General features: G+C 65.5%; 17 protein-coding genes. 13 read left to right on the top strand and 4 right to left on the bottom strand.

Annotated elements, in window-relative coordinates; all coding sequences use genetic code 11:
* Positions 1-15: 15 nt before the first annotated feature.
* Positions 16-1461, bottom strand: a complete 1446-nt coding sequence (locus ACQP1G_RS23175; protein ID WP_433191643.1) for a form I ribulose bisphosphate carboxylase large subunit — start codon at positions 1459-1461, stop codon at positions 16-18.
* Positions 1462-1584: 123 nt separating this feature from the next.
* Between ACQP1G_RS23175 and ACQP1G_RS23170 the strand changes: the two genes are divergently transcribed.
* Together ACQP1G_RS23170 and ACQP1G_RS23165 are read left to right on the top strand one after the other, a co-directional pair.
* Positions 1585-2451 carry a LysR family transcriptional regulator gene (locus ACQP1G_RS23170; RefSeq protein WP_433191642.1) on the top strand — a complete coding sequence of 289 codons (867 nt, stop codon included), beginning with the start codon at positions 1585-1587 and terminating at the stop codon, positions 2449-2451.
* 426 nt (positions 2452-2877) lie between these two features.
* A complete protein-coding gene (locus ACQP1G_RS23165) occupies positions 2878-3753 on the top strand; it encodes a class I SAM-dependent methyltransferase (protein ID WP_433191641.1) in 876 nt (291 codons plus the stop codon).
* Positions 3754-3927: 174 nt separating this feature from the next.
* Here the strand turns inward: ACQP1G_RS23165 and ACQP1G_RS23160 are convergent, their stop codons facing one another.
* From ACQP1G_RS23160 to ACQP1G_RS23150, 3 genes are read right to left on the bottom strand one after another with little or no spacing between them, the layout of a single operon-like run.
* Complete coding sequence (locus ACQP1G_RS23160) at positions 3928-5223, bottom strand: FHA domain-containing protein (RefSeq protein WP_433191640.1); 1296 nt, start codon at positions 5221-5223, stop codon at positions 3928-3930.
* Positions 5220-5663, bottom strand: coding sequence for a hypothetical protein (locus ACQP1G_RS23155; protein WP_433191639.1), 444 nt, complete (start codon positions 5661-5663; stop codon positions 5220-5222). The genes ACQP1G_RS23160 and ACQP1G_RS23155 overlap by 4 nt, the downstream gene beginning before the upstream one ends.
* Positions 5664-5667: 4 nt before the next feature.
* Positions 5668-7209 (bottom strand): hypothetical protein, encoded by a 1542-nt coding sequence (locus tag ACQP1G_RS23150; protein WP_433191638.1) that lies wholly within the window; start codon positions 7207-7209, stop codon positions 5668-5670.
* A 117-nt stretch (positions 7210-7326) separates the two neighbouring features.
* Here ACQP1G_RS23150 and ACQP1G_RS23145 point away from each other — a divergent pair, with 117 nt between their 5' ends.
* From ACQP1G_RS23145 to nuoK, 11 genes are all read left to right on the top strand, one after another.
* The gene (locus ACQP1G_RS23145; RefSeq protein ID WP_433191637.1) at positions 7327-7737 is read left to right on the top strand and encodes an Rv3143 family two-component system response regulator; all 411 of its coding nucleotides are present in this window, start codon (positions 7327-7329) and stop codon (positions 7735-7737) included.
* A gap of 457 nt (positions 7738-8194) precedes the next feature.
* The gene (locus tag ACQP1G_RS23140) at positions 8195-8563 is read left to right on the top strand and encodes an NADH-quinone oxidoreductase subunit A (RefSeq protein ID WP_433208737.1); all 369 of its coding nucleotides are present in this window, start codon (positions 8195-8197) and stop codon (positions 8561-8563) included.
* 75 nt (positions 8564-8638) lie between these two features.
* Positions 8639-9193: a NuoB/complex I 20 kDa subunit family protein gene (locus ACQP1G_RS23135; protein ID WP_433191636.1), complete on the top strand. Its 555-nt coding sequence runs from the start codon at positions 8639-8641 to the stop codon at positions 9191-9193.
* Positions 9190-9960: an NADH-quinone oxidoreductase subunit C gene (locus ACQP1G_RS23130; protein ID WP_433191635.1), complete on the top strand. Its 771-nt coding sequence runs from the start codon at positions 9190-9192 to the stop codon at positions 9958-9960. Before ACQP1G_RS23135 ends, ACQP1G_RS23130 begins: the two co-directional genes overlap by 4 nt.
* A gap of 8 nt (positions 9961-9968) precedes the next feature.
* On the top strand, positions 9969-11318 hold the full coding sequence (locus ACQP1G_RS23125; protein WP_433208734.1) for an NADH-quinone oxidoreductase subunit D: 1350 nt from the start codon (positions 9969-9971) through the stop codon (positions 11316-11318).
* A complete protein-coding gene (gene nuoE, locus ACQP1G_RS23120; protein ID WP_433191634.1) occupies positions 11315-12022 on the top strand; it encodes an NADH-quinone oxidoreductase subunit NuoE in 708 nt (235 codons plus the stop codon). Before ACQP1G_RS23125 ends, nuoE begins: the two co-directional genes overlap by 4 nt.
* Entirely contained in the window at positions 12022-13335 is a 1314-nt protein-coding gene (nuoF, locus tag ACQP1G_RS23115; protein ID WP_433191633.1) for an NADH-quinone oxidoreductase subunit NuoF, read from the top strand. Before nuoE ends, nuoF begins: the two co-directional genes overlap by 1 nt.
* Positions 13332-15914 carry an NADH-quinone oxidoreductase subunit G gene (locus tag ACQP1G_RS23110; RefSeq protein WP_433191632.1) on the top strand — a complete coding sequence of 861 codons (2583 nt, stop codon included), beginning with the start codon at positions 13332-13334 and terminating at the stop codon, positions 15912-15914. The genes nuoF and ACQP1G_RS23110 overlap by 4 nt, the downstream gene beginning before the upstream one ends.
* The gene (gene nuoH, locus ACQP1G_RS23105; protein WP_433191630.1) at positions 15907-17727 is read left to right on the top strand and encodes an NADH-quinone oxidoreductase subunit NuoH; all 1821 of its coding nucleotides are present in this window, start codon (positions 15907-15909) and stop codon (positions 17725-17727) included. The genes ACQP1G_RS23110 and nuoH overlap by 8 nt, the downstream gene beginning before the upstream one ends.
* 8 nt (positions 17728-17735) lie before the next feature.
* The gene (locus ACQP1G_RS23100; RefSeq protein WP_433208732.1) at positions 17736-18626 is read left to right on the top strand and encodes an NADH-quinone oxidoreductase subunit J; all 891 of its coding nucleotides are present in this window, start codon (positions 17736-17738) and stop codon (positions 18624-18626) included.
* Positions 18623-18922 carry an NADH-quinone oxidoreductase subunit NuoK gene (gene nuoK / locus ACQP1G_RS23095; RefSeq protein WP_194813637.1) on the top strand — a complete coding sequence of 100 codons (300 nt, stop codon included), beginning with the start codon at positions 18623-18625 and terminating at the stop codon, positions 18920-18922. Before ACQP1G_RS23100 ends, nuoK begins: the two co-directional genes overlap by 4 nt.

The following is an 18922-nucleotide window of genomic DNA, read 5'->3' as shown; positions in this document are numbered from 1 at the left end:
GGCAGATCCTGTCGTTCAGCGGCTGGCCGTCGGCACGGCATCCGGTGCGTCCGTGGAGGTGTAGTCGAAGGTGACATCACCCCAGGTCGAGAGCGCGACATCGAGTGGGCGGCAGATCTCGGCGGCCTTGCGCAGCACCTCCGGACCTTCCTTCAGCAGGTCGCGACCTTCGTTGCGGGCCTTGACGACCGCCTCCAACGCCACCCGATTCGCCTCCGCACCAGCCGCGATGCCGAGCGGATGCCCGATGGTGCCGCCGCCGAACTGCAACACCACGTCATCGCCGAAAAGGTCGAGCAGTTGGTGCATCTGGCCCGCGTGGATACCGCCGGAGGCGACCGGCATGACCCCACCCAGACTCGCCCAATCCTGATCGAAGAAGATGCCGTTGCCCGGGTTGGTGGGAATGTGGTTCTCCCGCAACGTGTCGTAGAAGCCCCTGGTGGTTGCCGGATCGCCCTCGAGCTTGCCGACCACGGTGCCGGCGTGCACATGATCGACACCGATCAGCCTGCACCACTTCGCCAGCACCCGGAAGCTCACGCCGTGGGTCTTCTGCCGGGTGTAGGTGGAGTGCCCGGCCCGATGCAGATGCAGCAGCACACCGTTGCGCCGCGCCCAGTGCGACATCGACTGCATGGCAGTGAATCCCACGGTCAGGTCCATCATGATCACGACGCTGCCCAGTTCCTTCGCGAACTCGGCGCGCTCGTACATTTCCTCCATCGTCGCCGCGGTGACATTGAGGTAGTGGCCCTTGATCTCACCGGTTTCGGCTACGGCGCGATTGACGCCCTCCATGGCGAACAGGTATCGGTCGCGCCAGCGCATGAACGGCTGGGAGTTGATGTTCTCGTCGTCCTTGGTGAAATCCAGGCCACCCTTGCACGCCTCGTAGATCACTCGCCCGTAATTGCGGGCGGACAGACCGAGTTTCGGCTTCACCGTCGCCCCGAGCAGCGGCCTGCCGTATTTGTTCAGATACTCGCGTTCCATGACGGTGCCGTGCGGCGGACCCTGGAAGGTCTTGACGTAGGCCACCGGAATCCGCATGTCCTCCAAGCGCAATGCCAACAACGGCTTGAATCCGAAGACATTGCCGATGATCGAGGAGGTGAGGTTGGTGATCGACCCCTCCTCGAACAGGTCGAGATCGTAAGCGATGTAGGCGAAGTACTCCCCGGGGCGACCGGGCACCTCATCGATGCGATAACACTTGGCCTGGTAGCGATCATGTGCCGTGAGACGATCGGTCCACACGACGGTCCAAGTGGCCGTAGAGGATTCACCCGCGACGGCGGCCGCGGCTTCGATCGGGTCCACCCCCTGCTGCGGGGTGACGCGGAAGACGGCGAGGATGTCGGTATCTTTGGGGAGGTAGTCCGGCGCGTAGTAGCCCATCGACGCGTAGGAGTGCACACCCGGATCCCAGCGGTTCGGTTCGGTTTCCTCGGTCATCATTCCTCCGCTTCGGGTGAACGTCTGATGAGTTCAAGGATGACCGGGGTGTTAACGACAAACAATTTGATTGTTTCTCGGAATACTCAACGGATTCATAGAGTTTGATACCGTCGAATTGTGGGTATGGTGAGTGCGGCTCGGATGGAAACATTCCTGGCCGTGGCCCGACAGGGCAGTATCCGCCGCGCCGCCACCCAGCTGCACATCACCGAGGCCGCGGTGTCCGCGGCTGTCGCCCACATCGAAAAGCAGCTCGGCGCGAAGCTCATCGCGAAGTCCGGACGCGGTATCGCGCTCACCGAGGCGGGGCGCATCTACTCCGAATACTGCCGCACCATCCTGGGCCTCATGAAGGAGGCCAACGCGGCCGTCCGTCGCGCCGAAACCGGCAAGCTGCGGATCGGCGTCGTCGCCACCGCTGGTGAGTATGTGCTGCTGCGGCTGCTCGCGTCCTTCCGTAACCGCTATCCGGATATCGAACTCAGCCTGTCCGTCCACCCACGCGACGTGCTGTTCCTCGAATTGCACCACCACGAAACCGATCTCGTCATCGCGGGCCGACCACCCCGCGACACCGGACTCGTCATCCGCGCGCGCCGCCCCAGTCAGCTCGTCGTCGTCGGCGCGCCAGGCTGCCCGGATCCCCTGCACAGCACCTGGCTGCTACGCGGCCGCGGGTCCGGCACCCGCGACGCCACCCTCAGCCTCATCGACCGTCTCGAAATCGCCCCGCCCACCCTCACCCTGGGCAGCCACGGCGCCGTCCTCGCCGCCGCCCGCGAAGGTCTCGGCGTCACTCTCATCCACAGCGACGCCCTTGCCCAAGACCTGGAATCCGGTCTGCTGCATATACTCCCGGTAGACGGCACCCCCATGGACCGCCCCTGGCACGCCATCACCACTCGCACCCCGACTCCCACGACGCGTCTGTTCCTCGCCCACATCCTCGACCCCGCCGAAGTCGGCCCACACGCCTTCCACGCCGGTTAGCCCTGCACTCGCGGACCACGTGGCTCCACTGGACGAATAATTCCCAAGTTCGGCTGCATGGGCGGGTTGTGCGATCTGATCGAAATGACACTTCAACCTGACGTAACGTCAGGTTTTGGCGTGGGTGGTGCACATCGATCGAATCCGCTTCAGGGCAGCGGGAAGGGTCGGGCGGTGGAGTCCGGGGGGCACGACACCCGGACTCCACCCGACTGGCGATCGACTGATCGCACAGGATGTCGGCGGAAATTCGCCATCGGGATGATTGTGGCCCAAATAGTGGCTCAGCAGCATGTTTTGCTGTTACGAGCCCGTGAATATCGTGTTCTACGCAGCGCGTTTTCCTGGGCCGATGCTATCGGATGACACCAACTACACCTGCCTGTGGGGACCTACCCGACGCGAGGCTGTGCCAGACTGGCCCGCATGGCTGGTGGGGAAGCGTTGATTTCGAATGTGTCCGATACCGCGCGTTGGGTGGCCGCCTACCGCGCGGTCGAGACTGCGCGCGCGGACGCGCTGTTCCGCGATCCGCTCGCCGATCAGCTGGCCGGGGAGCGCGGACGTGCCATGGTGGCGGCCGCACCTCGGGTGATGCGCGGCGGCTGGCCGGTGGTCACCCGGACCGTACTCATCGATGACCTGATCGCCACCTCGATCCGCGAGGGCTGCGATCGGGTGCTGAATCTCGCGGCCGGACTCGACACTCGCCCGTACCGCCTCGACCTGCCTGCCGATTTCGTCTGGGTCGAGGCCGATCTACCCGCGCTGACCACGGAGAAGGACGCCGCCCTCGCCGACGAGAAGCCGCGCTGCACCCTCATCCGCCGTGGCGTCGACCTCGCCTCGCCGTCCGCGACGGCGAAGTTCCTGGATGCGGCACTCGGCCCGCTCGGACCCGAAAACTCGCACGCTACAAAGGCTTTGGTGATCACCGAAGGCCTGCTGATGTACCTGGAGGAGGAGACGGTTCGCTCCATCGCCGGCGCACTTGCCCGCCCGGAGATCAACTGGTGGGTCATGGACGTCACGGTGGCGATGAAGAGAATGCGCGCCGGTTCGATGTTCGAGAACGCTCCCCTCGAATTCGAACCCACACACGGGATCGCCTACTTCGAGGAACTCGGCTGGCGCCCACTCGAGGTCGAACACCTCCTTGTGCAGGCCCGCAAACTGGACCGTGCCCCGTGGTACCTGCGCCCCTTCACCTACCTCCGCCAACCGAACCCCCGCAAACCCGGCCGCGGCCCGTGGTCCGGAGTCGTCCGATTCCGCCGCGTACCGGATCGACCCACCGGCTGAACCGGCCCCGTCCACACGTCAGTTCGTCACTACACGTCGAATTGCGAGTCCAATGTGACCGGACAGTTCTGACACTCCAGTGACATGACATCCCTGACACTGACGGGCTGATCGGCGCGAGTGTGCGGTGACGAACTGACGTGTGCGGTCGCGAGTTGCGTGCGGCGGACCGGATCAGAACTGGCTGTGTTGGGAGTCGAAGGTGAGGACGCGACCGCCGAGTAGGATCTGGGAGCCCGCGGCCAGGGTGGCCGGGTGGTTCGGCATCGCGCGGATCCACTCCTGATGGCCGGGCATTCGGATATACGTACCATTCGCCGACCCCTGGTCGACCACGGTCACATCCCACTCGACCAGCCGAATCTCCGCATGCGCCCGTGACATTCCCCCCGACCGGTCCGGCAACCGTATCGGTCGCGCACCGCGCGCCACCGCCGCCGCATGCTCGGGTTCCCGTCCGAGGACGATGTCATCGTCGAGCACGAACGACGTCCCGTCATCGAGCATCAGCAACCCGAGCGGCGGCCGAACACCCTCGGTCAATACACAGGTCAGCTGATCCATCCGGATCCCGCACACCGCACAAAACGACACCCGCGGATCATTCAAATGCTGCCGCGAACACATGAATCCCCGAACAATGACACCACCGCCCTCGGGCAGCACCACCGGAACCACCCCGCCGGTCCGGACCGGCACCGGAATCGGCACATTCGGCACCAAGGTATCCGTATCGAACTCCGGCTCGCCGGACTCCGCGATGGGGCCAGCGTCAGCCCCGCCACCGACCTCAGCACCCCCGACTCCCTTCCGAAGCCCGACCGGTTGCCCCACCCGGACATCCGACGACGGCATCGGTGACCCTCCCACCCCGACACCCGCGTCCTCCGATTTCCTCAACCGAGAAGCACGCTTCGGTGCAGCCGGTGCACGATCCGACGCGGGCGCCCCGAACCACAGCACCGCCCCGGCCCCGGGCGCGATCCCCGCATCGAGCCCGGCGACACCGCGCCCCGGTAGCACGGCCTCGCTCACCCCGTCCTCGTCTACGAACAACCCCACCCCGATATCAGGCGCCGGAATCACCACCCGGTCCACGGTGAATCCGGCGTCACGGCCGTGCAGCACTTCCGAGCGATCCGAGCCTTCCAGCACCGCTGTCACCGCGCCGTGCAGAAACAATGCCACCCCGTCCGCACTGGGCGTGATCACTGCGAACTCCACCTGGTCCTCGTTGTCCAGGTTCATCAACCACGTGGTGGCAAGGCGCGCAAATATGCGCCCGGTGCGTCGTTGCACCTCGGCACCGGCCTCCCGCACCAGGCCCAGTAGCGCCGTCATCGTCTGGCCCGCGGGCGATTCGGCAGTCGCCGCAATATCCGCGCGATGGGCGACCACGATGACAACGCCATCGGCGTTCGCGATCAGATGCGTACCGCCCGGCAACACCTCGAGCCGCGGATCGGTCACAGGAATCGACCGCCCCGAAACCGCCACCGGTGGAACACCACCCGCATCGGCCCGTTCACGATGAGCCAGAACACGATCCAGGTGACGGTGAACTGGATGAGGAATGCCGTCAGCGATGGGTGCAGCGCTCGCGGCAGCACGATTGTCGTGTAGTGCACAAGGACCCACATCAGCGCCGCCTCGTTGACGATCGTCCAGAAGCCGAACAGCGTCGGCCAGTCCTTCTCCCACCGGAACTGCTGCAGAAAATGGTAGAGCAACTCCCACAGCACGCCCATGAGCACAGTCGCGAGCAGCACCGACAATGTCACGCGATACGCATGACCCAGTGACAGCGATCCGGTCGGCAACACCGGCGTGATGATCACCGCGACAACGAATCCGAGGGCGCCGAGCACGAGTATGCGCGTTTGAATCCGCCCGTTCAAGGTAAGCAGCATCGGTTCAGATCTTCTTGTTCGTCGCCCACAACCACCATTGCCGCGTCGAGCGCAGCGGTCCCATGCGCTGGCAGAAACCCAGCGCCGCAAGGTCGTCCGCGATCTCCTGCGCCGCGATCTGCAATCCGAGGAAGGTATCGACCCCGGGAAACGGACCACCCAGCGTCGCGCTACCCGATGCATAGATGCGTCCGCTGCCACTTCGCGTGCCGATCAATTCGAAGGTGGTCGCCACATCCATCCGCCCCACCGGATTACGTCCGGCCCCAGCATGATCCAGCAGATCTGCCAGCAACCGATGCTCGCGCACGTCGGCCTCCAGTCCGGTGCAGTCGATGATGTAGTCGGCGGCGGTATCGAAGGGCTGGGTCGGCGGCGGAAACGGTAGCGGTGCGGTCGGATCCGGCACGATGGTCGTGATCACCCCACCCGGCCCCGGCCCGGGCCGCAGATCGCGCGCTGTGCCCGCCATCACCTGATACCAGCCCTCCTCGCGACCACGCCGCAACTGCTCCTGCCATCCGTTGCGTACGGGTGTGCTGGTGCCGCCCATCTCCTGGTACGCCCGCGCCCGCTGTTCCCCTTGCAGCGTGCGCATTTTCGCCTCGAGCTGCCCGCCCCACACCGACTTCGGATAGTTGAATCCCTGATAGGACCAGCCATCGCCGGATTTGCGGCGGTTGAAGAGATTCGAGCCCTGCGCCTTGCCCACATAGTGGCGGAACAGATGCAGGATCTGGGTACTCAGCCGAAACTTGTCGCGATCATCGATGATCCGCTGCAAAACCCGGCTGGCCACGATCCCGCTACCGCGAATCATCACGGTGCACGGCCTGCGCTGCAACGCCTGGTAGACGTGCTCATGCGGTTCGTAGGCATTCACCACCCGCGTCGGATCGCGATACTTCTCTCGGTACTCCTGCAGATCGGGCAGCAACTTCAGCCCCGGATACCCAACGCCCACATGGACATATGAACTGCGAAACGCGATCCGCTTGGTCGGCGTCGCACCGGCGGGCGGGGTGAGGATGGTGAAATATCCACCGCCGTACCGTTTGCGCACCATGCGTACCTGCCCTTTGTGCAACGAACCCGCAAACCCGATCCGATGGAATTCCCGTTCCATCGAAACGAACGCCTGCCCGGCCTTCGGCGTGTAGTAGTTGGCGAAGATCGGCTCGGTGAACACATTCCACAGCGGCCGGATCGTTTTCTCCGCCAACGCCTCGCGCACCGCATAGGACGGAAACCCCCAGATATTGTCCGGAGTCGAGGCCGAGTCACTGCGCAACCGCTCCCCGCGGGGAATCTGCGACACCCGCGTCAGATACTCATACGACGACCACGGCACCTCCTGCGGCCCGAGCACCGCCATCGATGCGGCCGCGACGCCGTAGATCCGCAGGGTGTCATAGGTAACGAAGGACCCGATCCCGCTGCCGATGGTCACGAACGGAACGTCCACCACCGGAATTCCCGCCCGGCCCACCATCTCATCGGTCCACACGTCGGTTTCGACGAGCTCCCGGGTGATATCTCCCCGCATTTTCCGGATGCTACCGGCCGGAACTTGGCAATGGCTTTCGATTACCTTGCCCGACGCGTGGTACCGATCTGGGCCAACCTGCCACGCCGCGCCCCCTCGCAGACGTACCATCCCTGCGTGGCCGACGCAATTCGTTCCACCCCGCTGCGGGTTCTCGTCTACAGCAACGACGCCGATACCCGGCGCCAAGTGATGCTGGCACTGGGCAGACATCCACACGCCGAACTACCCACCTTCGAATACCTCGAGGTGGCGACCGCGCCCGTGGTCATCGAGCAGATGGATGCGGGCGGTATCGACCTGGCCATCCTGGATGGGGAATCCGCTCCCGCGGGCGGGCTCGGCATCGCCAAACAGCTCAAGGACGAGATCGACAACTGCCCACCGGTTCTGGTGCTCACCGGTCGCCCCGACGACGCCTGGCTCGCGAATTGGTCACGCGCGGAGGCCGCGGTGGCGCATCCGATCGATCCGATCAGGCTCACCGAGGCCGTCGTCGCGGTGCTGCGCAACCGCACTGCGGCCTGACCGAATTTCGCGGGTAAGCCCGCGTTACCCCGTGATGCCCGTGTCTTCGGACGCGGGCATTCGAATGTCACGTGACGGCGCATCACTGAGCGGGATCCGTCGGATCGGATTACCCCCGATTCAGTCATAAATAGCAGTCCCGTTTTCGATCAAAGACCCCAATCGAATAAATGGTCGACCCGGCGCGTCAGTTGTAGGCTGTGCCGTAGCTCACATGAGCGCGGGCCTCGATATGACAGACCCGCGCGGTGCGAGCAGGCCATGAGGCGAGTCTGACCGAGGCGGACAACGACGTCAGCCCGCCTCGGAAGCTGCCCGTAGCGACTGCTTGCAGATCGCTCGAAGGGTCTGCCACGGATCCCGACGCCGTCCATCACACCCCGGCGCCGTCGGGAACATGACACCCAACCGCCAGCTACAGCTCGCAAGGAGGGGAAGTGCAGTCGTGAATATCGAGATGCCCACTCTGGTCCTCGGCGCGGTCGCCGCCGCGTTCGCGGTTTTCTCCATCATCCTCTCGGCCCTCATCGGCCCCAAGCGCCACAACCGGGCCAAACAAGAGGCCTACGAATGTGGCATCGAACCGACACCGCACGCCATTGCGGGCGGGCCGGGAAACGTTACCGGACAACGCTTTCCGGTGAAGTACTACCTCACCGCCATGCTGTTCATCATCTTCGACATCGAGATCGTGTTCCTCTATCCGTGGGCTGTCCACTTCGATGCGCTCGGTTTCTTCGGTCTCGCCGCGATGGCGCTGTTCATCTTCAACGTTTCCGTGGCCTACGCCTACGAATGGCGCCGCGGCGGTCTCAGCTGGGACTGATCGCCCATACGTCATGGCAACAGGGCAATACACCGTCACCGCCATACGCACAGTGGAAGTGAGAGTTAGTCGAACATGGGTCTCGAGGAAAAACTGCCCAGCGGCTTCCTGCTGAGCACCGTCGAAGATTTCGCCGGATATCTGCGCAAGGGCTCACTGTGGCCCGCTACCTTCGGTCTGGCCTGCTGCGCCATCGAGATGATGGCCACCGGCGCCGGACGTTTCGATATAGCCCGCTTCGGCATGGAGGCGTTCCGCGCCTCACCGCGGCAGGCCGATCTGATGATCGTCGCGGGCCGGGTCAGCCAGAAGATGGCACCGGTGCTGCGTCAGGTCTACGACCAGATGACCGAACCGAAATGGGTGCTGGCCATGGGCGTTTGCGCGTCCTCCGGCGGCATGTTCAACAACTACGCCATCGTGCAGGGCGTGGACCATGTGGTGCCGGTCGATATCTACCTGCCCGGCTGCCCGCCCCGCCCGGAGATGCTGTTGAACGCCATCTTGGCCCTGCACGCGAAGATTCAGGCGATGCCGCTCGGCGTCAACCGCGAGGAGGCCATCCGCGCTGCCGAAGAGGCCGCTTTGGCGTCCACGCCGACCATCCGGATGGAGGGTCTGCTGCGATGACCTTCGATTCCCCCGACAATACCGAGACCAGGACACCGCAGGAGCTCGTCGACGCTGCGGCCACCGCTGGTCCGGAAGGCACACCGCCGGAACCGGATTCGGCGCCGACCGAGGTGGTCAACGTACGGCGCGGCATGTTCGGCGTCAGCGGTACCGGCGACACCTCCGGGTACGGCCGCCTGGTCCGCCCGGTGACACTGCCCGGCAGCACCCCGGCGCCATACGGCGGCTACTTCGACGAGATCGTCGTCGAACTGCACGCCGCCCTCGGCGCGGTCGGCACCCGCTGGGAGAATGCCATCGAGAAGGTGATCGTCTTTCGCGGCGAACTCACCCTGCACGTGCGGCGCGAACACCTCGTCACCGTCGCCCAGACGTTGCGCGACCACGCGGCACTGCGTTTCGAGCTGTGCCTCGGCGTCAACGGCGTGCACTATCCCGACGACACGGGCCGCGAACTGCACGCGGTCTATCACGTCATGTCCATCACGCACAACCGACGGCTTCGCATCGAGGTCTCCGCACCGGACGCCGACCCGCATATCCCGTCGCTGTTCAGCGTGTATCCGACCACCGACTGGCATGAGCGGGAAACCTACGACTTCTTCGGCATCCTCTTCGACGGCCACCCCTCGCTGACGCGCATCGCGATGCCCGACGACTGGCGTGGCCACCCCCAGCGCAAGGACTACCCGCTCGGCGGGATCCCGGTCGAGTACAAGGGCGCGCGCATTCCGCCGCCCGACGAGCGGAGGGCGTACAAGTAATGAACGACATCGACACCCGGCCCGGCGTCAACAACGACACCGGGCCCGAACCCGCTGGCAAGCCGAAACCGGAACCGACCGTGGTGACAGTGGCAGGCCAGGACTGGGACGCGGTCACCGAAACCCTCGGCGGCGCAGGCGAAGAACGCATCGTCGTCAATATGGGCCCACAGCATCCGTCCACACACGGCGTGCTCCGGCTCATCCTCGAGATCGAGGGCGAGACGGTCACCGAGGCCCGATGCGGCATCGGCTATCTGCACACCGGCATCGAGAAGAATCTGGAATTCCGGAACTGGGCGCAGGGCACCACCTTCGTGACCCGGATGGATTACCTCTCGCCCTTCTTCAACGAGACGGCGTACTGCCTCGGCGTCGAGCGGCTGCTCGATATCGAGGACCAGATTCCCGAGCGCGCCACCATCATTCGCGTCATGCTCATGGAACTCAACCGGATCTCCTCGCATCTGGTGGCGCTGGCTACCGGCGGTATGGAGCTGGGCGCACTCACCCCGATGCTGTTCGGCTTCCGGGAACGCGAACTGATCCTGGACGTCTTCGAGACCATCACCGGCCTGCGCATGAACCACGCGTACATCCGGCCCGGCGGCCTCGCCCAGGACCTGCCCGACGACGGGGTGAGCAAAGTCCGTGAGCTGCTCGCCCTCTTGCCCAAGCGGCTGCGCGATATGGATCATCTGCTCACCCAGAACCCGATCTGGAAGGCACGCACCCAGAACATCGGCTACCTGGATCTCACCGGCTGTATGGCGCTCGGCATCACCGGCCCGGTACTGCGCTCCACCGGTTTGCCGCACGATCTGCGCAAGGCCGCACCGTACTGCGGTTACGAGAACTACGAATTCGACGTTCCCACCACGACCGGCTGTGACTGCTACGGCCGCTACTGGATTCGGGTCGCGGAGATGAAGGAGTCGCTCAAGATCGTCGAGCAGTGCCTGGACAAACTGCGGCCCGGCCCGGTGATGGTGGACGACAAGAAGATCGCCTGGCCGGCCGATCTGCAGCTGGGTCCGGACGGACTCGGCAACTCCCCCAAGCACATCGGCCGCATCATGGGCACATCCATGGAGGGACTCATCCACCACTTCAAACTCGTCACCGAGGGCATCCGAGTCCCGGCGGGACAGGTGTATGTGGCCGTCGAATCGCCACGCGGCGAACTGGGCGTGCATATGGTCAGCGACGGGGGCACTCGCCCCTATCGCGTGCACTATCGCGACCCCTCGTTCACGAATCTGCAAGCGGTGGCGGCGATGTGCGAGGGCGGTATGGTCGCCGACGTCATCGCATCCGTCGCCAGCATCGACCCGGTAATGGGCGGAGTAGACCGATGACAGAGATCTTGCTGAAACTGTCCACCCGGCCGCAGCCGTTCGCGCCCTATGTGCGCGAGCGGCTGGAGATCGATGCGAAGGAGATCATCGCCCGCTATCCCGAGCCGCGCTCAGCGCTGTTACCGCTGCTGCATCTGGTCCAGTCCGAGGAGGGCTGCGTCACCGGCACCGGTATCGAATTCTGTGCCGAGCAGCTGGAATTGACCGGCGCCGAGGTCACCGCCGTGGCCACCTTCTACTCGATGTACCGTCGTACCCCCACTGGCGACTACCACGTCGGTGTCTGCACGAACACCCTTTGTGCGGTGATGGGCGGTGACGCCATCCTCGACACGCTGCGGCGACGCCTCGGTATCGGGCACGGCGAGACCACCCTGGACGGGGCGATCACCCTCGAGCACATCGAGTGCAACGCCGCATGTGATTTCGCGCCGGTGGTGATGGTCAACTGGGAGTTCTTCGATAACCAGACTCCGGAATCGGCTGCCGCACTGGTGGATTCGCTGCGCAGGGGCGAGCAGGTGACGCCGACGCGCGGCGCACCGCTATGCACGTTCAAGCAGACCGCACGCATCCTGGCCGGATTCCCCGACGAACGCCCCGGCGTCCTCGACGGCGCCGCGGGCGAGGCGACGCTGGCTGGCCTGCGGGTCGCGCAGGAACAGGATATGCAAGCGCCGGAACCGAATTCGGAGGGCGTGTGATGACCCTGACTCCCGTACTCACCCGGTACTGGGATGACCCGCAGTCGTGGACCATCGAGCACTACCACGCGCACGACGGCTATCAGGCGCTGCGCAAGGCCCTGCGCATGCAACCTGACCAGATCATCCAGACCGTGAAGGACGCCGGCCTGCGCGGCCGCGGCGGCGCAGGGTTCCCGACCGGCATGAAGTGGAGCTTCATCCCGCAGGGGACGGGACCCGATGGCGTCACCAAGCCGCATTACCTGGTGGTCAATGCCGACGAGTCGGAACCCGGTACCTGCAAGGACATTCCGCTCATGCTGGCCACCCCACACACGCTCATCGAGGGCGTGATCATCGCGGCCTATGCGATTCGGGCGGCACACGCGTTCATCTACGTGCGCGGTGAGGTCGTTCCGGTGCTGCGGCGGCTGCAGGCCGCGGTCGCGCAGGCGTATGCGGCCGGATTCCTCGGCAAGAATATTCTCGGCTCCGGCTACGACCTGGAACTGATCGTGCACGCCGGAGCTGGCGCGTATATCTGCGGTGAGGAAACCGCGCTGCTGGATTCACTCGAGGGTCGGCGCGGCCAGCCCCGACTGCGTCCGCCGTTCCCGGCCGTCGCGGGCCTGTACGCCTGCCCGACGGTGGTCAACAACGTGGAATCCATTGCCAGCGTGCCGCCGATCATCCTCAACGGCACGGCCTGGTTCCGGTCCATGGGCAGTGAGAAGTCCCCCGGCTTCACGCTGTACTCGCTGTCGGGCCACGTCGCACGGCCGGGGCAATACGAGGCGCCGCTGGGCGTTACGCTGCGCGAACTGCTCGACTACGCCGGTGGCGTGCGCGCGGGACATCAGGTGAAGTTCTGGACGCCCGGCGGTTCGTCGACGCCGCTGTTCACCGACGAACACCTCGACGTGCCCCTGGACTACGAGGGCGTCGCGAGCGCCGGATCCATGTTGGGCACCAAGGCATTACAGATTTTCGACGACACCACCTGCGTGGTGCGCGCGGTGCTGCGCTGGACCGAGTTCTACGCCCACGAATCCTGCGGCAAATGCACCCCCTGCCGGGAGGGCACGTACTGGCTCGTCCAACTGCTCGGGCGGATAGAGGCGGGCCGGGGCACCGAATCCGATATCGAGAAGCTCCTCGATATCAGCGACACCATCAACGGCAAGTCGTTCTGCGCACTCGGCGACGGCGCGGCCAGCCCGATCATCTCCTCGCTGACGTACTTCCGCCAGGAATACCTCGACCATCTGCGGCTCGACGGCTGCCCGTTCGATCCCGCGCGATCCACCGCCTGGTCCGAAGGAGTGATATGAGTACAGCATCGCGTAGCGATTCGGTGGGGGGCGGTGGCCGGGTGACGGGAGGGCGTACAGCATCGCGTAGCGATTCGGTGGGCGGCGCTGGCAGGGTGGCGGGTGGGCCGGCCACCGTGAATTCCACTACCAGTGGGCTCGTTCCGGCCGACCTGGTCACCGTCACCATCGACGACACCGAGGTCAGCGTGCCCGCGGGCACCCTGCTGATCCGGGCCGCCGAACTGATCGGCATCCAGATCCCGCGCTTCTGCGACCATCCGCTGCTCGACCCGGTCGGCGCGTGCCGTCAGTGCCTGGTCGAGGTGGAGGGACAGCGCAAACCGGTCGCTTCCTGCACGATGGCCGTCGCCGACGGCATGATCGTGCGTACCCAGCTGACCTCACCCGCTGTCGATAAGGCGCAGGAGGGGGTGATGGAGTTGCTGCTCATCAACCATCCCCTCGACTGTCCGGTCTGCGATAAGGGCGGCGAATGCCCGCTGCAGAATCAGGCGATGTCCAGCGGTCGGCCCGAGACGCGGTTCGATGGCGTGAAGCGCACCTACCCCAAGCCGATTCCGCTCTCGACCGCGGTGCTGCTGGACCGGGAGCGCTGCGTGCTCTGCGCCCGTTGCACCCGCTTCTCCCAGCAGGTCGCCGGGGATCCGTTCATCGAACTGATGGATCGCGGTGCGCTCGAGCAGGTCGGCATCGCACAGGCCGAACCGTTCGACTCCTACTTCTCCGGCAATACCGTGCAGATCTGCCCGGTCGGCGCACTCACCGGCACCAGCTACCGGTTCCGGGCCCGCCCGTTCGACCTGGTCTCCAGCCCGAGCGTGTGCGAGCACTGCGCGTCCGGTTGTGCGCAGCGCACCGACCATCGACGCGGAAAGGTATTGCGCCGCTTGGCGGGTGACGATCCGCAGGTCAATGAGGAGTGGAACTGCGATAAGGGCCGATGGGCATTCACCTATGCGACCGAACGCGACCGGCTGACCACACCGCTGGTGCGCGGCTGGGACGGCAAACTCGCCCCGGCATCCTGGTCCGAGGCGCTCGCCGCCGCCGCGGAAGGTCTGGCGTCGGCCTTCGGCAGCGCAGGTGTCCTGGTCGGCGGCCGCGCCACCGAGGAAGATGCCTACGCCTACGCCAAATTCGCCCGAATTGCCTTGGGCACCAACGATATCGACTTCCGCGCCCGGGTGCATTCGGTCGAGGAGGCGGACTTCTTGGCGGCCCGGGTAGCCGGACAGGGCGTCACCGTCGACTACGACGCGCTGGAGAACGCGCCGGTGGTGCTGCTCGTCGGATTCGAGCCGGAAGAGGAGTCGCCGATCATCTATCTGCGGCTGCGCAAGGCTGCACGCAAACGCGGTATGCCGATCTTCTCGCTCGCCGCCTACTCCTCGCGCGGACTGGACCGGATGGCGGGCACTCTGCTGCAGGCCGTGCCCGGTGCCGAACCCCATCTGCTCGATGCCCTGCGCACCGGTGAGATCGCAACGGACTCCGCCGCATCGGCGACGGCAGCGCAGCTGCTGCGTCAACCCGGCGCGGTGGTCTTGGTCGGCGAGCGGATGGCCGGAATCCCCGGTGCGCTGTCGGCCGCGGTCCGGCTCGCGGACGACACCGGTGCCGCGCTGGCCTGGGCGCCGCGGCGGGCCGGTGAGCGTGGTGCGGTCGAAGCGGGCGCGCTGCCGGGCCTGCTGCCCGGTGGCCGCCCCGTGGTGGATCCTCGTGCGCGCCAACAGGTTCGCACGATCTGGAACGTTCCAGAGCTGCCGGTCACCGTCGGTCGCGACACCGCCGCCATCCTGGAGGCCGCACCCGCCTTGGGCGCGCTGATCATCGGCGGGGTCGATATCACCGACCTGCCGGATCCGCAGGCCGCCCTCGATGCCATCGACGCAGCCCGCTTCGTGGTCAGCCTGGAGTTGCGGCACAGCCCCGTCACCGACCGCGCCGACGTCGTCTTCCCGGTGGCGTCGGCGATGCAGAAGTCCGGCACCTTCCGCACCTGGGAGGGCAGGCCGCGGCAATTCGATGCCGCACTGGGTGAGTCGATGGTTCGCCGCGAACCCGCACCGCTGTCGGATCAGCGGGTGCTGCAGGCCATCGCGGACGAGATGAAGGTGGCGCTCGGACTCCCCGACACCGCCTCCGCGCGTGCCGAACTCGCCGAACTCGGCGCATGGGACGGGCCACCGGTCGCCGCTCCCGCACATCGGCCGCATCCGGTGACGCAGCCGGGTCCGGGCACCGCCATCCTGTCCGGTTGGCGGATGCTGCTGGATCAGGGGCGCATGCAGGACGGCGAGCCGAATCTGGCGGGCGTCGCGCGGCCGCCGGTGGTGCGCCTGTCCGCCGCCACCGCCGCCGAAATCGGTGCGGCCAACGACGATCCGATCGTCATCGCCAGCGACCGCGGCGCCGTCACGCTGCCGCTGCTGATCACCGATCTGCCCGATCGGGTGGCATGGCTGCCGTTGAACTCGGCGGGCTGCTCGGTCAACGAACAGCTCGCCACCCAGCCGGGCGGTGTGGTGCATCTGCAGCGCGCCGACGAGAGGATGAAGGAACACCGCCATGAGTGATCTCTCTCTTTTCGGCCACGACCCGCTGTGGCTCGTCATCGCGAAGTCCCTGGCGATCTTCGCCTTCCTGCTGCTCACGCCGATGATGGCGGTGTATCTGGAACGCAAGATCGTGGCATGGATGCAAATGCGCGTCGGCCCGAACCGGGTCGGTCCCAAAGGTACGCTGCAGGCCGTCGCCGACGGCGTGAAGATGGCGCTGAAGGAAGATATCGTCCCGGCGATCGTCGACAAACCCATTTTCATTCTGGCGCCGGTGATTTCGGTGGTCCCCGCATTCATGGCGTTCGCGGTCATTCCGTTGGGGCCGGAGGTGTCGATCCTCGGCCATCGGACCGCATTGCAGCTCACCGATCTGCCGGTGGCCGTGCTCTACATCCTGGCCATCACCTCGATCGGCGTCTACGGCATCGTGCTGGCGGGCTGGTCGTCCGGTTCGACATATCCGCTGCTGGGCGGGTTGCGCTCGACCGCACAGGTGATCTCCTATGAGATCGCGATGGCGCTCTGCTTCGCTACGGTATTCCTGCTCGGCGGCACCATGGCCACCTCCGGCATCGTCAAGGCACAGGAGGGCACCTGGTATGTCTTCCTGCTGCTGCCGTCGTTCCTGATCTACTGCGTATCGATGGTCGGTGAGACCAACCGCGCACCGTTCGACCTGCCCGAAGCCGAGGGTGAGCTGGTCGGCGGCTTCCACACCGAGTACTCCGCACTCAAATTCGCCATGTTCATGATGGCCGAATACATCAACATGGCAACGGTTTCCGCACTCGCCACCACCCTGTTCCTCGGCGGCTGGCACGCGCCGTTCCCGATCAACCTGTGGGACGGCGCCAATTCCGGTTGGTGGCCGTTGCTGTGGTTCACGGCGAAGATGTGGACGTTCCTGTTCGTGTTCATCTGGTTGCGCGGCACGCTGCCCCGCCTGCGCTACGACCAGTTCATGAATCTCGGCTGGAAGCTGCTGATTCCGACCTCGCTGCTGTGGGTGATGCTGGTCGCCACCGCCCGGGTGTTACAGAACGAGGGCTACCACATCCAGACGCCGTTCCTGGTGATCGGCGGGCTGATCATCTCCGGACTGATGGTGCTGATGTTCCTGCGGGCCGGGCGCAAACAGGGCGAACCGCCGACTGTCGAGGAGCCCAGCCGATCCGACAGTGGCGCAGTGTTCCTCGGGTTCCCGACACCGCCGCTGCCGGATCCGTCGACCCGGCGGCCCGCGCCCAAGCCCGGACTCTTCGAACCGCTGGCCGGGTTCGCGGTCACCTTCACCACCATGTTCAAGAAGTCCAATACCGAGTCCTATCCGGAAGAGAAGGTCCCGACCGCGCCGCGCTATCACGGCCGCCATCAGCTCAACCGGTATCCGGATGGTCTGGAGAAGTGCATCGGCTGCGAGTTGTGCGCGTGGGCCTGCCCCGCGGATGCGATCTATGTCGAGGGCGCCGATAACACCGAGACCGAACGCTTTTCGCCCGGCGAGCGCTACGGGCAGGTCTACCAGATCAACTATCTGCGCTGCATCGGCTGCGGATTGTGCATCGAGGCCTGCCCGACCAGGGCGCTGACCATGACCAACGACTACGAGATGACCGATGACAACCGCGCCGACCTGATCTATGAGAAGGACCGGCTGCTCGCCCCGCTGCAGCCCGGTATGACCGCGCCGCCGCATGCGATGTATCCCGGCACGACGGAGCGTGACTACTACTGCGGCACTGTCCCGGGCGATGAAAGCGGTTCGGATACACCGCATTCCGATACCTGGGAGCCCGCCGGGGCGGGCGCGGAAGGAGGCGTGAGGTGACCGAATTGATGTTGGCCGCCCGAACATTGGCCGCCGAGCCACTGACCCACACCTCCACCGGTGAGGCCGTCCAATTCTGGATCCTCGGACCGCTCGCGGTGATCGGAGCGCTCGGCATGGTGTTCGCGGGCAAGGCCGTGCATTCGGCGATCTGCCTGGCCGCAACCATGATCGTGCTCGCCACCTTCTACATGGCCCAGGACGCACTGTTCCTCGGTGTCGTACAGATCGTCGTCTACACCGGCGCGGTCATGATGCTGTTCCTGTTCGTGCTCATGCTCGTCGGCGTCGACTCCCCGGAATCGCTCGGGGAAACGCTGCGCGGGCAGCGGCTCGCGGCGGGCACGGTCGGCCTCGGGTTCGGCCTGCTGCTGATCAGCGGCATTGCCAACGGCATCCGCAACTCCGGAATCACCTATCCGGCCAAAGGATTCGCGTATCAGGATGTGATCGGCCAGCTCGCCGAACTGATCTTCGTCCGGTACGTGTGGGCCTTCGAACTCACCGGCGCGCTGCTGATCACCGCGACCATCGGCGCGATGATCCTCGCGCATCGAGAGAACTTCGGGCCGCGCCTCGATCAGAAGGAGCTCTCGCGCCGCCGGTTCCGTAGTGCCTACGACCCCGCCCGACCGTCGGATCGCGCCACCCCGCTGCCGACGCCGGGTGTGTACGCCAGGCATAACGCGGTCGATATTCCGGCGCGGCTGCCGGACGGTTCGTTCGAGGAGCTGTCGGTCAGCACGATCCTGCGGCACCGCCGCACCAAGGCGCTCGAGGAGGCCGCCGTCATCTCGGTCGGCGCCACCCCGACGTTCGCGGTCGACGCCACGTATGAACCCGAAACCGCCACGGACGTCGACGATTCGACGCAGGCAGACGAGGAAGGCAAGCGGTGAATCCTGAGAACTACCTGTTCCTGTCCGCCCTGCTGTTCACCATCGGCGCGGCCGGTGTGCTGCTGCGGCGCAACGCCATTGTGGTGTTCATGTGCATCGAGTTGATGCTCAACGCGGTCAACCTCGCCTTCGTCACCTTCGCCCGGCTGCATTCGAATCTGGACGGTCAGGTGTTCGCGTTCTTCACCATGGTGGTGGCCGCGGCCGAAGTCGTTGTCGGGCTCGCCATCATCATGACCATCTTCCGCGCCCGCCGTTCGACCTCGGTCGACGACGCCAACCTGCTGAAGTTCTGA

Source organism: Nocardia sp. CA-107356 (genome assembly GCF_050946365.1).
Lineage (GTDB): Bacteria > Actinomycetota > Actinomycetes > Mycobacteriales > Mycobacteriaceae > Nocardia.
The sequence above is the reverse complement of the archived record's forward strand: the minus strand, read 5'-3'. Positions and strand labels throughout refer to the sequence as shown.